12 protein-coding genes, 1 tRNA gene and 1 other RNA gene are annotated in these 13995 nt (G+C 50.3%); 6 read left to right on the forward strand and 8 right to left on the reverse strand.

The features are described from left to right. Nucleotides 1-98: 98 nt before the first annotated feature. The gene (locus tag LLG46_13370; protein ID MCE5324287.1) at nucleotides 99-1022 is read left to right on the forward strand and encodes a hypothetical protein; all 924 of its coding nucleotides are present in this window, start codon (nucleotides 99-101) and stop codon (nucleotides 1020-1022) included. Nucleotides 1023-1138: 116 nt separating this feature from the next. On the opposite strand, the gene larC is transcribed toward LLG46_13370, so the two are convergent. The 3 genes from larC to larE are packed head-to-tail and all read right to left on the reverse strand — an operon-like array spanning nucleotide 1139 to nucleotide 3973. Further along, nucleotides 1139-2329: a nickel pincer cofactor biosynthesis protein LarC gene (gene larC / locus LLG46_13375; protein MCE5324288.1), complete on the reverse strand. Its 1191-nt coding sequence runs from the start codon at nucleotides 2327-2329 to the stop codon at nucleotides 1139-1141. 18 nt (nucleotides 2330-2347) lie between these two features. Further along, nucleotides 2348-3112: a nickel pincer cofactor biosynthesis protein LarB gene (gene larB / locus LLG46_13380; protein MCE5324289.1), complete on the reverse strand. Its 765-nt coding sequence runs from the start codon at nucleotides 3110-3112 to the stop codon at nucleotides 2348-2350. Next, entirely contained in the window at nucleotides 3113-3973 is an 861-nt protein-coding gene (gene larE / locus LLG46_13385; GenBank protein MCE5324290.1) for an ATP-dependent sacrificial sulfur transferase LarE, read from the reverse strand. A gap of 271 nt (nucleotides 3974-4244) precedes the next feature. On the opposite strand from larE, the gene LLG46_13390 reads away from it, so the two are divergent. The 4 genes from LLG46_13390 (at nucleotide 4245) to LLG46_13405 (ending at nucleotide 7123) form a co-directional block, all read left to right on the forward strand. Beyond that, the gene (locus tag LLG46_13390) at nucleotides 4245-4931 is read left to right on the forward strand and encodes an isoprenylcysteine carboxylmethyltransferase family protein (GenBank protein MCE5324291.1); all 687 of its coding nucleotides are present in this window, start codon (nucleotides 4245-4247) and stop codon (nucleotides 4929-4931) included. 61 nt (nucleotides 4932-4992) lie between these two features. Next, nucleotides 4993-5336, forward strand: an RNA gene (rnpB, locus tag LLG46_13395) — RNase P RNA component class A. Between the two features lie 62 nt (nucleotides 5337-5398). Continuing rightward, a tRNA-Pro gene (locus LLG46_13400) sits at nucleotides 5399-5475 on the forward strand. An 82-nt stretch (nucleotides 5476-5557) separates the two neighbouring features. Next, nucleotides 5558-7123, forward strand: a complete 1566-nt coding sequence (locus LLG46_13405) for a glycoside hydrolase (protein MCE5324292.1) — start codon at nucleotides 5558-5560, stop codon at nucleotides 7121-7123. Nucleotides 7124-7239: 116 nt separating this feature from the next. On the opposite strand, the gene LLG46_13410 is transcribed toward LLG46_13405, so the two are convergent. The 5 genes from LLG46_13410 to LLG46_13430 are packed head-to-tail and all read right to left on the reverse strand — an operon-like array spanning nucleotide 7240 to nucleotide 13068. Next, the gene (locus LLG46_13410; protein MCE5324293.1) at nucleotides 7240-8067 is read right to left on the reverse strand and encodes a hypothetical protein; all 828 of its coding nucleotides are present in this window, start codon (nucleotides 8065-8067) and stop codon (nucleotides 7240-7242) included. A gap of 17 nt (nucleotides 8068-8084) precedes the next feature. Next, entirely contained in the window at nucleotides 8085-9302 is a 1218-nt protein-coding gene (locus LLG46_13415) for an ABC transporter permease (GenBank protein MCE5324294.1), read from the reverse strand. Beyond that, nucleotides 9299-10033, reverse strand: coding sequence for an ABC transporter ATP-binding protein (locus LLG46_13420; protein MCE5324295.1), 735 nt, complete (start codon nucleotides 10031-10033; stop codon nucleotides 9299-9301). Before LLG46_13420 ends, LLG46_13415 begins: the two co-directional genes overlap by 4 nt. A 57-nt stretch (nucleotides 10034-10090) precedes the next feature. Then, nucleotides 10091-11764, reverse strand: coding sequence for an efflux RND transporter periplasmic adaptor subunit (locus LLG46_13425; GenBank protein ID MCE5324296.1), 1674 nt, complete (start codon nucleotides 11762-11764; stop codon nucleotides 10091-10093). Beyond that, a complete protein-coding gene (locus LLG46_13430; protein MCE5324297.1) occupies nucleotides 11761-13068 on the reverse strand; it encodes a TolC family protein in 1308 nt (435 codons plus the stop codon). The genes LLG46_13425 and LLG46_13430 overlap by 4 nt, the downstream gene beginning before the upstream one ends. Before the next feature lie 225 nt (nucleotides 13069-13293). Between LLG46_13430 and LLG46_13435 the strand changes: the two genes are divergently transcribed. Continuing rightward, nucleotides 13294-13818, forward strand: a complete 525-nt coding sequence (locus tag LLG46_13435) for a hypothetical protein (GenBank protein MCE5324298.1) — start codon at nucleotides 13294-13296, stop codon at nucleotides 13816-13818. Nucleotides 13819-13995 lie beyond the last annotated feature (177 nt).

Raw genomic sequence — 13995 nt, forward strand, 5'->3', positions numbered from 1 at the left:
ATTAAATTATCGGATGGGCATGCCGACATCCTCAGAAGGGATTGGTTAATCAAGTGTCGAATGCGCACGTTGATGATCGACTTCGGAGGAAGATATATATGGTGACGATTGAGAAGACTACATATCCCGGCTATGGCGGCTGTTATAGACTGTCAAATGGGAGTGTTGAACTGTTTGCAAGCATCGACGTTGGTCCGCGCATCGCGTGCTATCGCTTTATCGGCTGTGAGAACATTCTTGCTGAGCTTGGTCCAGACAAGAAAGTCGATTCGGAATTGGGCATATGGTATTCGCGGGGAGGCAGCAGACTCTGGCATGCTCCTGAGGTGATGCCGAGAAGTTATAGCCCTGACAACGACCCTGTCGAGTGCGAGATGGTAGGCAGCGACAGTGTGCGGCTGGTTCAGCCGGTGGAGCCTGAGACTAAGATTCAAAAGGAGATATTGATCAAACTTAATCAGGACGGTTCCGGTGTGACAATCACATCAAAACTGACTAACAGAGGGCTTTGGCCGGTGGAGCTCGCTCCGTGGAACCCGTCTGTGATGCGGGGTGGGGGCTTCTCATTCTTTCCTCAGGAACCGTTCATTTCTCATGATGACTATCTGCTGCCTTCCAGGCCGATGGTTTTGTGGCACTTTACCGACATGACCGACCCAAGATGGACGTTCGGAAAAAAATATGTGCGCCTGCAGTCTGATGATAGATATCCTGAGCCTCAGAAGATCGGTGCTGCTGTGAAATTAGGGTGGGCAGGTTATTATATTGAAGACACTCTGTTTGTAAAGCGGTTTCCATACTTCGAGGACGTTGAATATCCAGATTATGGCTGCAATTTTGAGACATACTGCGCGGGAAGTTTTCTCGAGGTGGAGACACTTGCGCCTCTGGCAGTGATCGGACAGGATGAGTCGGTCACACACGTCGAGAAATGGTATCTCTTCAAGGGTGTCGAGACGGGAGACAGCGAGGAGTCGTTCGACAAGGCCATAATGCCATATATCGAGCAGACAGTGGAATAGATTTATCAGCCCTGCGCTTGATCTATGCGATTTACGGTCAGTAAATTGCACGATTGTATGTGGTTTTACTGGTGTGAAACACTATAGTGGTATGCAAGCGACCAGCCGTGATTTACTTAGTCGCAGGGCTGGCTATAAAACTTAGCTATTGCGGCGTCTCTTACCAGTTTGACCGGTACGCCATGCTTGGCTGCTGCCGCTTTGCAGTCTTCGTATTCGGGCTGACTGTTTATGATTTCGCCGTTCTTGTGCGCGACTTTGATCGTGATCTGTCCGTACTTTGTGTCAACAGTGACGGTTATGCGTGGAAGGCACATACGTGATTGCCTGTCTATCCTGATGCCGATTGTGGATGTTTCTTCAAAGATGATATTACCCATAGCAGAAATCTTCTCAGGGTCACAGATGACAGACAAGAGAGTCGCCGGGCGGTTCTTCTTCATCTGGATGGGCGTTAGGTAGACATCCAGCGCTCCCGCTGCAAAAAGCCTTTCCATGACAACTTCATAGACCTGCGGCTCCATGTCGTCTATATTCGATTCGAGTATGGCGACCTCCGGGTGTTTGCAGCACTTATGCCCGGGTTCTTCCTGTTCTCCGATCATCACTCTCAGAACATTTGGGATTCCGAAGTCCTTTTTGCCGGATCCATAGCCGGTGGACTGCAATGTCATTGCGGGCATAGGACCAAATCCTTCCGCAAGTTCGGCCAATATGGCGGCGCCGGTCGGTGTCACGATTTCTCCTTCGATCCCAAGCTCACGCCAGGGAACGTCTTTCAGAATTTCTGCAGTAGCGGGGGCGGGCAGAGGAAATGTGCCATGGGCGATCTTTACCATGCCATGAAAAGTCGGGATTGGGCCGGCAAAAACCTTGTCTATTTCGAGCAGAGCCAGGCATATGCATGTGCCGACTATGTCTATAATCGAGTCTATCGCACCGACTTCATGAAAATGAATTTCTTCGATGCTTTTGCCATGAATTTTCGCCTCAGCCTCACCCAGCCTTTTGAAGATTGCGATTGATTTGGCTTTGACGCTGTCGCTCAGGCTGCTCTGTTCTATATGCTGTTTGATATCTGTGAAACTGCGGCCATGATGGCCATGATCGTGATGGACTCGGACTTCTATATCTGTTGCAGAAATGCCACTGCGCACAACTTTGCTTAATATTAGCTCATAATCTTTAATATCAAGTTTTGCCAGTTCGAGCTTGAGCTTCTCAAAGTCAGCGCCCGCATCCACCAGCGCCCCAAGAGTCATATCGCCGCTGATGCCGGCAAAACAGTCAAAATATGCTGTGCGCATTCTTACGTGCTTCTCCTCTTATTGCCCTTTGTTGATCATGTGTGCCAGATATCCTGCGCCGAAGCCGTTGTCTATATTCACCACGCTTACTCCGACCGCGCAGGAGTTGAGCATGGAAAGCAGAGCAGCCAGACCGCCGAAGCTGGCGCCGTAACCTATGCTTGTCGGCACTGCTATGACCGGTCTGCTGACCATTCCACCGACAACGCTTGCCAGAGCGCCTTCCATCCCGGCCACTGCTATTATCACATTTGCGCCGAGCAGTGTCTCTTTCTGATCGAGCAGTCTGTGCAGACCTGCTACACCCACATCATATGACTTCTCCACACGGCTGCCGAGCACCCTTGCGGTGACTGCCGCCTCTTCTGCCACGGGTATGTCCGCGGTCCCGCCGCAGACGACCATTACATATTTATCATCCTGCGCAAGCTCCTTATCAGACCGAACCGGCTTACCGACTGTGATAATCCTTGCCGGTTTGTTATAGGCTGCATTTGGAATATGGTTCTTGACTGCATCATATACTTCAGTGCTTGCACGTGTGCCCAATATGCACTTGTTGCCCTTGCACAGATGTTTCATTATCTCTATCACCTGCTCGTTCGTCTTACCCTGGCAGTAAACAACCTCTGGAAACCCACTGCGCAGGCTGCGGTGGTTGTCGAGTTTGGCAAATCCTATGTCTTCGTACGGCAGTGAGCGCAGACGCTGCATCGCTGCGCCTACTTCCAGGCGTCCATCCTTCACCATCTCCAGCAGTTGTTCGAGAAGTTCTGTATTCATCTAGAAACCGATTACCTCGTTCATGCTCCCCGTATGATAACCCACAAGATCGAGTGCGACATATTTATATCCCAGGCTTTTGAACTCGCGCACCACACATTCTCGAACATGGTGGCCTATCATCTTCTCCATCTCGAGCGGCATCAGCTCTATGCGCGCCGTGTCGCCGTGGTCTCGGACACGAAACTGGCCGAACCCGAGTTCATTCAAAATGTCTTCCGCGTGCTCTATGCGTGCCAGGAGTTCAGTCGTCAGACGCGAACCATAGGGAACGCGGGACGCAAGACATGCGTAGGACGGCTTGTTCCAGGTGCTTAGCCCTATATCACGCGATATTGCACGGATGTGTTCCTTCGTAATACCCAGTTCCTTAAATGGACTGCGCACACCAAGCTCGCAGTTGGCTTTCGATCCGGGTCTGAAGTCGGATTCGTCGTCAATGTTCGAGCCGTCGAGCACATATTTGATACCCTGTTCGTTTGCCATCTCGGTCAATCTGGAAAAGAGAGCTTTTTTGCAGTGATAACAACGCTCGGGTGTGTTTTCCGGCACTTTGTCCAGCGACAATATATCCACACCCAGCCTGACCAGGTTGAAACCATACATGTCAGCCAGACTGATTGCATCATCTATTTCGGACGATGGGACAAGGCATGATTCGATCAGCACACAGATTGCTTTATCACCGAGCGCATCGGTTGCTGCCTTTGCGAGCAGAGTGCTGTCTACTCCACCTGAGTATCCTATAAGCACACTCCCCATATCTGTAAGGAGGTTTTTGAGTCTTTCATAATCTGCCACAGGTTTAACTATAGCGGAAGTGGCCGTGAGTGTCAAAAAGACAGAATGGTTTTTTGACAAGAACAATTTTTGCTGCATATATCAGACAGAACGGTATACTATGACACCAGGTTTATGGGGTAACTCCATGGGTAAAACAAACTCGTTAAGATATGACAATAAGCTTTTTAAGTAAATCAGGACGTCGAACTTGTAATAACGAGACATTTTGCTGATCGTTTTTTCAATGGCGTATTGGCTTATTCCCCATATTTGGAGTACACTATATAGTGACTAATCACTTCGATGATATGTCGGTGAGTGATATAGAATTTTGCAGTGAGGTTTTAGTGTGTCAAGAGCAATAGAGAACTGGTTGTTTATCGGTTTGTTGCTGGTTGTCCTTATCTTTGCGGGACGACCTGCTTCATTTATGGACAGAGAGCCTGTGGACTTTGCGTTCGATCTTGCGGGCTTGGTTATATCAATGCTGGGACTGCTGCTTAGAGTAGTGTCACGAGATTGGAAGATTGTGCATGGTGATGGCTGCCTGGTTACGGATGGACCATATTCGGTCGTGCGGCATCCCATGTATGTGGGCAGCTTTCTTGCCGGTCTGGGGCTGTGTGTGATACTTGGAAGCGTGCCATTTACCATCATCTATTCAATATTCTTTATAGTGATTCATGTGCGCATTGCACGACGTGAAGACAAATATATGGACGGTGTCTGGCCGGAAGAGCATAAGGAATATACTGCGAAGGTGCCGGGGTGTGTGCCTTCATTTGCCGGCCTGATTAAGATTATTACGTCATACAGAGGGTGGATATCTTCTATTCCCGGCGCATTCAACCGAGAGCGCAGTGCTTTGTGCGGAATTCTCGTGGGTGCATGCATTTCAGAATCTGCATCGGATATTTTGACGTTTGGCTGGGCCGTTGTCCACCTTGAAGTGATGATATGGACCGGCGTTGCGGCTGTGCTTTTTGCGACGTGGTTGTTACTATACTTCCGACAAAAAACCGCTAAGGCACACTAATTTGCATGCCCTCGACCATGCGTGAGCTTGAAAGATGCCTGCACGGGTGATAACATGTGATTGAGCGAGTCGGGTGATCGCCCCAAGCATTGCTTGGAGAGGAAAGTCCGGGCTCCACAGGGCAAGGTGGTTGCCAGCGGCAACTGTTCCGCATGTCGGGATAAGGAAAGTGCCACAGAAAAGAAAACCCCGGTTTCCGGGAGAGCTGAAACGGTGGTGTAAGAGACCACCAGCTCCGTCGTGAGGCGGAGGCTTGGTAAACCCCACCTGGAGCAAGGCCGAATAGGGGAGGGCTGACGCTGCCCGCTGACCTCCCGGGTGTCGCCGCTTAAGCCGTGCAGCAATGCGCGCGCGTAGATAGATGATCACACTAGACAGAACCCGGCTTACAGACTCGCTCATAGCACTCATTTGTGCTTGACAATCCGCTCTCGGAAGTAGTATATTGAAAGTCCTGAACCAAGCGTCGGGGAGTAGCGCAGCTTGGTAGCGCACCTGAATGGGGTTCAGGGGGTCGCAGGTTCGAATCCTGTCTCCCCGACCACTAACCTTTTCTATGCGAGCCCTGTCGGGATTTCGGCAGGGTTTTCGCGCATATGATGTGGCTAGACACCGGAGGGCAACGATTGGATCGAAAAAAGGACAGGCCTGCTGTTCATATTAGGCGTGTTCCGCTGGTTAATGCAAATTACGACACTTACAAGCCCAACGGCTTCGTTGAGCAGAATACATTCCTCACAATGCCCCAAGAATATGCCGAGGTCCCAACGTTTGAGAATTCAAAGTGTCTACTGCCTGAGCCGATTTGGAAAGGTCACGAATCTGCTATCGATTGTTATTGGAAAACTTGGCAACTGGCATTCAAGAATATACACAAGTTGGATCCGGAAAGTGGCTTTGTCGCGAACTACATAGACACTGCATTCAATGACTGCATATTCATGTGGGATACATGTTTTATATTGATGTTTGCCCGCTATGGAAGCAGAGCATTCAGCTTTTTAAGAACCCTGGATAATTTCTACAGCAAGCAGCACAAAGACGGATTCATATGCCGTGAAATCGGCAAGCATCTCGGTGACGACAGGTTTCAGCGATTCGACCCGACCTCCACCGGTCCTGAGTTGATGCCTTGGACCGAATGGGAATACTATCTGAACTTGGGAGACAAAGACAGGCTTGCTCGTGTATTTCCTGTGCTCGTTGCATTTCATCAGTGGATGCGGGACTACCGGACTTGGCCGGATGGAGCTTATTGGGCGTCAGGATGGGCAAGCGGCATGGACAATCAGCCAAGAATGGGTCACAATCTACCCGGATACGTTGAGACATTCTATCATGATCACATGGTTTGGCTTGATGCTTGCTTGCAAGGAGTATTGTCGGCGAGTATTCTCGTTCAAATGGCCGGGGAACTCGGCAGAGAGAATGATGTTCCTGATATGTTGCAAGAAATTGATAATCTGACCAGGGTCATCAACACAAAACTGTGGGACAAACAAACCAGTTTCTACTACGATCTTCATAAAGATGGCACGCTGAGCGACTGCAAGAGTATTGCAGCATATTGGGCGCTATTGGCCGGAGTAGTTCCTCCCAGATGTCTCAAGCCATTCCTCGCTCATCTGGAAAATTCGAAAGAGTTTATGAGAGCGCACAGGGTTCCCGCATTATCTGCGGATGATCCCCAGTATGATCCAAACGGTGGCTACTGGAAAGGCAGCGTTTGGCCTCCGACAAACTACATGGTATTGCGTGGGCTGACCCGTGTCGGTCAGGACAATCTGGCGTATGAGATTGGCCGCAACCATCACAATGCTATTGTGAAGACATTTGAAGATACCGGGACCGTCTTTGAAAATTACGCTCCCGATTACATTGCCGAAGGTAATGTGGCTGCTCGAGATTTTGTCGGATGGGGTGGGCTTCCGCCTATCGCTGTATTTCTTGAGTATGTGATCGGGCTTCAAGCAAACATTCCGAATAATCGAATAATGTGGAATGTAAACTTGCTCGAGGAGCATGGCGTGAAGAATTATCCGTTTGGAGCTATGGGGACACTCGATTTACTGTGCGAGGCGCGCATGTCAGCTACCCAAGAGCCAGATATTATCGCAAAGTCCAGTGTTCCTCTTGAACTTGAAATATGCTGGAGCGACGGTCACCAGACCATTAAGGTAGAGCCGACCTAGATTTGCAGTTTCATAATAGATGCGATGACAATAGTTCTGGGGGCGGTTCGTGATTTCAACTTTTATCCGACCTTAAAGGAGAGGCTGCCGATTGGCATCCTCTCCTTCGTATATTACTACTTTGCTTTCGCTTCCAGTGACTTTATTGTCTTCTCAATCATTTTAGCCATTGGGCTGTTGGAACCCAGCGGATTTGTGTCCATATCAGGCCTTGCCCCCATGTTCGGCGGAGGACCAGCAGGCTGCGAGCCATCGGACGGCGGTGCGCCACCTGGTGGAGGCTGTTCACCTTTTTGTCCTTCAGGTCGTTTCATCTCTTTGCGCGGCAGTTCGCTGATAGTCTTCTTTTGAGCCGAAGTAAGTATTGAGTTCAGCTTTGATGCCGCAGTCTTTGCCTGCGCGGCATCCAGAGTTTTTTTGGATCGCAGAGGGTTTATGACTGCAAGGATCGCTTTCGCCTGTGAGGCAGTGATGGAATCTTTCTTGCTTTCTTCGAGCCGCCCGATATCCATTACCACACGCACCAGTTCGAATGATGGGCGCATTGTACGCCCGTCCTTTTGGCCGGGTACCATAGGCGGTGTTCCTGCCTGCTTGGGTTGAATAGATGTCGGAGGTTTCTTTGCAGTCGTCACACCGGCAGTCTGCTTTGCTGTGCCTTTTTGTGTGTCCTCTTCAACGCTTACAGCAGCAGACGGTTTCTGTGCGGTTTCAGTTGAGTTGGGTTTCTCCGTATTAGGCATATTGCCGGGTTGCGTGCCAGGAGGTGCCATATGAGCAGGAGGCTCGCCGTTTCCAGGAGGACCAAACTGTCCGCCTTGTCCGGGTCCTCTATCGGTTGGTACAAACACATATTGTGGCTTCGGAGAGAGCAGGGTCACGGCTCCATACACAATGATAGCCGCTGCTATCAGTACCAGGATAATCGTAGTCTGTTTTTTCATATTAGTGCCTCCGATCCTTATTCGTATCGCAGTGCTTCAATCGGGCGCAGCCGTGCTGCCTGCTGTGCCGGATAATAGCCGAAGAATATTCCGACAAATGCCGCAAATCCGAACGATAGCAATATGGAAGTCAGAGAGACCTGCGCATGCCACTCCGAAACGCAGCTGACCACAAATGACCCTAACAGACCGACCAGAACGCCGACAGTGCCGCCGCACAGTGAGAGCACCAGCGCCTCGACCAGGAACTGTGTTTTGATGTCGCGCTGCCTGGCGCCAAGCGCTTTGCGAATGCCAATTTCACGTGTGCGCTCGGTGACGGATACCAGCATGATGTTCATAATGCCAATCCCACCGACTATCAGCGACACACTTGCGATTCCTGCCAGCAGCAGTGTGAAGACTTTACTGGTTTCCTGTGCCATTTCGATTATGTCGGCCTGGTTTCGGATCATAAATGTGTCTTCATCATCTGCGGCTATGTTGTGACGTTTGCGGATAACTGCATCGACCTGAGATGACGCCTGATCGCTGACGTCCGATGATGCAGCCTGCACATTGATTGCACGCACATATTCGGTCCCCATCAGCCTGCGCATACATGTCGTCGCGGGGACAACAAGCCGGTCGTCGGGGTCTGAAAAACTGCCTGCCGAGCCTTTTTCTTTCATAAGACCCACTATCTGGAACTGAATACCGTTGATGCGGACATTTTGCCCGACCGGTGATACTTCGCCGAACAGATTCTCGGCAGTTGTTGGTCCGATGACTGCAACTTTGCGATATGCTCTCACTTCGTCGTCGGTGAACATTCTTCCCGTCTGGACCTGATAGTTCCTGATGGACAGATAATCCGGCGTGGTGCCGAGAATTGTCGTGTTGGTGTTCTGATTTTTATACTTTACCTGCGCATTTGTCTGTGCTTCGGGAGCAGCAGCCTTCACGGCGGAACACTCATCACTTATGGCCTGGACATCATCCAGAGTCATAAATTCATTGCTGCCAAAACCGCCCTTTGCTGGTCCCTTACTGGTTCGTCCTGTGAAAACTGTAAGCACGTTGGTGCCCATAGATTGTATGCGTTCCATCGTCTGGTTTTGTGCGCCTTTGGCCAGCGCCAGCATTGTGATGACAGCCGCAACACCTATAATAACACCCAACATGGTGAGGACAGCACGCATTTTATTTGCCGACAGACCTTCAAGCGCGACGGCTACGCTTTCCCATAGACTCATGATTCTTCCTCCACCGGTAAAGACGCCAATACTTCCCGAGCAACGATTCGCTTGGCAACCGGCGTATCTTCGACCAAATGCCCATCCTTGAATCTGATAATCCGTTCTGAATGCTGCGCTATATCGTTCTCATGCGTGACCATGACAATTGTTTTGCCCTCAGCGTGCAGTTCCTGCAGGATGACCATGATCTCTTCGCTTGTGCGAGTGTCGAGGTTGCCGGTGGGTTCGTCACCAAAGATAATCAGCGGGTTATTGACTAGCGCACGCGCAATTGCCACACGCTGCTGCTGACCGCCGGACATCTCATTGGGCTTGCTGTTGACGCGGTCGCCAAGTCCTACTCGCTCTAGAGCAGCTTGTGCTTTGCTTTCCATATCAAGATGAGAGTCGTCAGGGTTATACATCAACGGCAGCATTACCTGGCGCAGGGCTGAACGGCGCGGAATAAGGTTATATGACTGGAATACAAACCCGATCTTGCGATTGCGCACATCTGCCAGTTCGTCATCATCCATCCCCGCAACCTCCTCACCGGCAAGTCTGTAGGAGCCTTCGGTGGGCTGATCAAGGCAGCCGAGAATGTTCATAAGAGTCGATTTACCTGAGCCTGACGGTCCCATTATTGCGACGAACTCGCCTTCGCGGACATTTAGGTTGATATTCCGAAGCGCATGTACCGACTGTGTGCCCATGTCATAAATTTTGTGGAGATTCTCCACGTAAATCATTACACTACCTCCTCGAAGTCATGGGTTGTTGTCAACTCATAACCCATAACTCGATCATTACATCGGCATTCCGCCGGGCGGCCTGGGCATATTCTGCTGGCTGGAATTTCCATCTGTCGCGGCTGTGTCTGATACCACGACTTGCTCACCTTCTTTAAGGCCGCTTATGACTTCAGTTGACTCATCACCAGAGAGGCCTGTCTTGATCTTTCTGGGAGTGGGAGCGCCGTCCTTAATTACCATTACAATCGATTGACTGTTTGACCCCTTCAGTGCACCATTGGGAATAACCAAAACGTCTTCTTTGCTGGCTGTTATGAAGTCGCATGTTGTGTTCATTCCGGGCTTTAGCCGGCTGTCAGTTGAACTTATCTCTACAGTAACCGGTATGGTTGTTACATTGTTTGTCGTGGTGGTCTGCGGAGCGATTTTTGTGACTGTGCCCTTGAAAACTTCGTCTGGGTAGGCATCGACCGTGATATTGACACTTTGGTGTAGGTTGATTTGTGATATGTCGGTTTCATCTATATCGACAGTCGCGTTCATTTTGCTTACATCGGCTACTTCAAACAGGGTGACGCCGCTGCCGGATGCAATAGCGGAAGACTTTGCACCCGTAACGATGGAACCGATTTCTACATATTTGGTCACAACTACACCCGAGCACGGCGCTGTGATGGTCGTATAGTTGACATTCTTCTGCGCCTGCTCAAGTGAGGCCTCAGCGCTCTTTACATCGGCCTCTGCTTGCGTAATGTCCGCAGCCTTTACGGCTTCGGTGTGATATGTCGCACGCACCTCTTCAAGGGAGGCTACGGCTTTATTGTATGCTGCCTGCGCATCTGCAAGTGCTTCTTTCTTCAGTGATACCTGCATGCTGTTGGCTTTCGCGGTAGCCAGTGCGGCTTTTGCAGCGGCCACTTTTGCTTCGCTGCTGAGCAGATCTTCATTTGTCTCATCCTGGACCGTATCCCACTTGCTTTGTGCGTCATCCAATTGTGCTTTGGCCGCATCATAGTCTTTCTGAGCCGATTCCAGGCTGGACTTCGAGACAAATCCCTTGTCATGGAGCGCTTTTTGACGTTCCAGCTCTTTTCTGGTCTGATACTCGGCCGATTTTGCCTGGTTAAGGCTGGCCTTGGCAGAAGCTAATGTCTGGGGTACGGTTGCCTTCTTTGCCTGTCTATAGGACGCCTCGGCTGACGCGAGTGAGCTTTGTGCCTCGTTTATGGCTTCTTGAGTGAGTTTGGGCTGTACATTCGCCTGCTTCTGTGCCTGTACGAGCTGTGCTTTTGCGCTCTTTACCGCCTCCTGGGCTGCACGGAGCTGAGCGGGATACTGGCTGTGCTGCATGTCTCGATTGTTTCTGGCCTGGAGCACCTTTGCGCGGGCACTGGCAAGATTAGCGTTTGATTGCTCAAGAGTGCTCTTTGTGTCAGTTGGGTCGATCTTTGCGACAACCTGGCCTGCCGTTACACGGTCGCCTTCGTCGACTCCCAGCCATATGATCTGACCTCCGACATTGGACTTGACTTCAACAGTGCTCAGCGCCTCCAGTGTGCCTGTGCCGGAGACTGATGTGGTGATTGTCGAACGTTTCACCGTCGCGGTCTTCAGGACGATCTTGTTTCCTGCAGCCCTGTGTCGGGCGAATGTGATGACAGCAACAACTATCAGGACGATTGCGCCTATGACAATCAGCTTTGAATTTTTACGGTTTTTCCCACTCATAGTATACCTCCTTGCTTGCCTGTCATATACTCAAGTTGTGAAATTGCGAGCAGATAATCGTATTTAGCCTGGACGTAGTCGCTCTGAGCCGATACATGCTGCGACTCGGCGTTGAGCACGTCCAGTGTTATTCCCAGTCCGAGTGTATATCGGTCCTGTTGCGCCTTAAGGTTCTTGCTTGCGGACTCAAGGCTTGCCTCGCTGGCCGTCAGACGCTCCTTTGCACTGGTCAGATTTAGATACGCTTCCTCGACTTGTGTGCAGACATCTCTGTCCAATTGGTTCGCATCCTCAATGGCGCTTTCCTGACTTAGTCTGGCCGCTTTATATGCCGCCCGACTGGCTCCACCGTCGAAAAGATTGAATGTGATGCCGCCGACCATCTGACTCCCGCTCGATCGATATCCGCCGGAGACACTCTTTTGATAACCGGCGCTGATTGTAGGGATCGGATAAAGAGATATCCGTTTGGCGGTTGCCGTGGCTTTTGTCGAGCCGATCTGTGCCTGCGCCTGAGTAATGTCCGGCCGGTTATTTTTGGCGTAGGTCACGTAATTGTCCAGTGGCTGGACCGTGGTTTCCGGTATGCTCTCTACTTCCGCAACATCGAAGCCGGAACTGGAACGAATGCCCATGCTTGTCTGCAGATCGAGAATCGACGTTCGCACAGTATTTTGAGCAGACAACAGGCTCACTTTTGCGGAAGCCAACTCAGCTTCGACTGGATATCTGTCGACATCCGCTTTTGCGCCCTGTTCGATCTGTGCCGTAACCTGCGCAAGCAGCTCATTATAATACTTTACGTTTGAGTCCTGAACATCCGACAAGTGCTTGGAACGCAGGGCTTCATAATAGGCTTCAGTCACGCTATATGTCACTGTCTGGATCGTTCTTTTGTATGCCGAATCAGCGCCGACGACGTTGTAGCGGTATGCCTTCACATTGGCTTCACGCACGCCGCCATCAAATACATTGAGATTCGCGGAGAGCGCAGTTCCAGTCGTATACTGGCTGAGGACTCCCTGGTCGCCGGTGGTGAATGCATTGTTATCAAGCGATATCTGAGGCAGATAATTGCTTTTTGTCTGGGACAGATTGTTTTTTGCTATGGCCACGTCATTCTTGGCGACGATTATGTCCAATTGGCTTTTGAGCGCAATGTTGATGCAGTCTTGCAAGCTCAATGGCTTTGACACAGCGGCTTCTTGGGCGTATGCACCTGTGCATACAAGTAACAAACACGTGCATACTACCGCTGGAGCAAAGAGCAGCCTGGTCAAACTGGTTTTAAAATGTACAGTCATTTTTATTCTACCCCTGTTCACATAGGGCATAGCCATTCAGATTACAGATTACCATATGCCCCATATATTATATTACGGACGAGTTCTGAAAATATGATGAATACGTCAAAAAATTCATTTTGCAATTTCAGCCACCGTATTGCTGATCTTTAAGTTTTGTTGGCGCTTGTCGATAAGTGATTTGAGAGTAGGCCAAAATCAAATACATTGAAAGGAATGAAATCGATGAGTATTACAGGAATCGACAGCAGCTCAGACTCAATTTATGAGCTGTATAAGCTCTATTCCACACAGGCAGTAAGCTCGACATCCACGGATGACAGCGACAGCTCATCTACCGGCATCAGCGCTATAGGCAGCAGCGTTGACTCTGTGGATTTTTCACAGACGGGAGAGCTTTTCAGTCAGCTTCAGCAGTTGCAGGAGTCGGACCCCGATAAGTTTAAGGAAGTCTGCTCCAGTATCGCGGATAAGTTGACTGAAGCCTCACAGAACGATGACGGCAGCACGGACAGCATGCTCTCTGATCTGGCGAGCAAGTTTGAAGAGGCTTCCGAAACCGGAGACTTGTCTTCACTGCAGCCTCCACCACCACCTCCGCCCGCTCAATTCACAGGCTCGATGCAGGATGTCAGCGATCTTTATTCGCAGAATGAATCCACAACCACGACTCAATCGAGCAAGGCGAGCACTATCAATGATATAATCGCCAGTGCCCTGAGCGAGGCAGGAATATCGGTTTCGGAGTAAGCTTGCAAACACGTCTGAGTCCGGAGGACGGGACAGAACCGATATATCTGCCGGGTTCGTAGTCGATAAGGCCGACTACGGAACCCGACAGAAAGGTGAATTATATTTCATCAATTTCCCTCCCGCAGTTATGTTACGAGCCGATTCTGAAAAAGTTATGAAAAGCAGCCGCTGTTT

This window comes from bacterium (genome assembly GCA_021371935.1).
Taxonomy (GTDB): domain Bacteria; phylum Armatimonadota; class UBA5829; order UBA5829; family UBA5829; genus UBA5829.

Coding starts and splice junctions, on each gene's coding strand:
- LLG46_13370 (MCE5324287.1), top strand. CDS start 99: ATGGTGACGATTGAGAAGACTACATATCCCGGCTATGGCGGCTGTTAT.
- larC (MCE5324288.1), bottom strand. CDS start 2,329: ATGCGCACAGCATATTTTGACTGTTTTGCCGGCATCAGCGGCGATATG.
- larB (MCE5324289.1), bottom strand. CDS start 3,112: ATGAATACAGAACTTCTCGAACAACTGCTGGAGATGGTGAAGGATGGA.
- LLG46_13410 (MCE5324293.1), bottom strand. CDS start 8,067: ATGAAAAAACAGACTACGATTATCCTGGTACTGATAGCAGCGGCTATC.
- LLG46_13415 (MCE5324294.1), bottom strand. CDS start 9,302: ATGAGTCTATGGGAAAGCGTAGCCGTCGCGCTTGAAGGTCTGTCGGCA.
- LLG46_13420 (MCE5324295.1), bottom strand. CDS start 10,033: ATGATTTACGTGGAGAATCTCCACAAAATTTATGACATGGGCACACAG.
- LLG46_13425 (MCE5324296.1), bottom strand. CDS start 11,764: ATGAGTGGGAAAAACCGTAAAAATTCAAAGCTGATTGTCATAGGCGCA.
- LLG46_13430 (MCE5324297.1), bottom strand. CDS start 13,068: ATGACTGTACATTTTAAAACCAGTTTGACCAGGCTGCTCTTTGCTCCA.
- LLG46_13435 (MCE5324298.1), top strand. CDS start 13,294: ATGAGTATTACAGGAATCGACAGCAGCTCAGACTCAATTTATGAGCTG.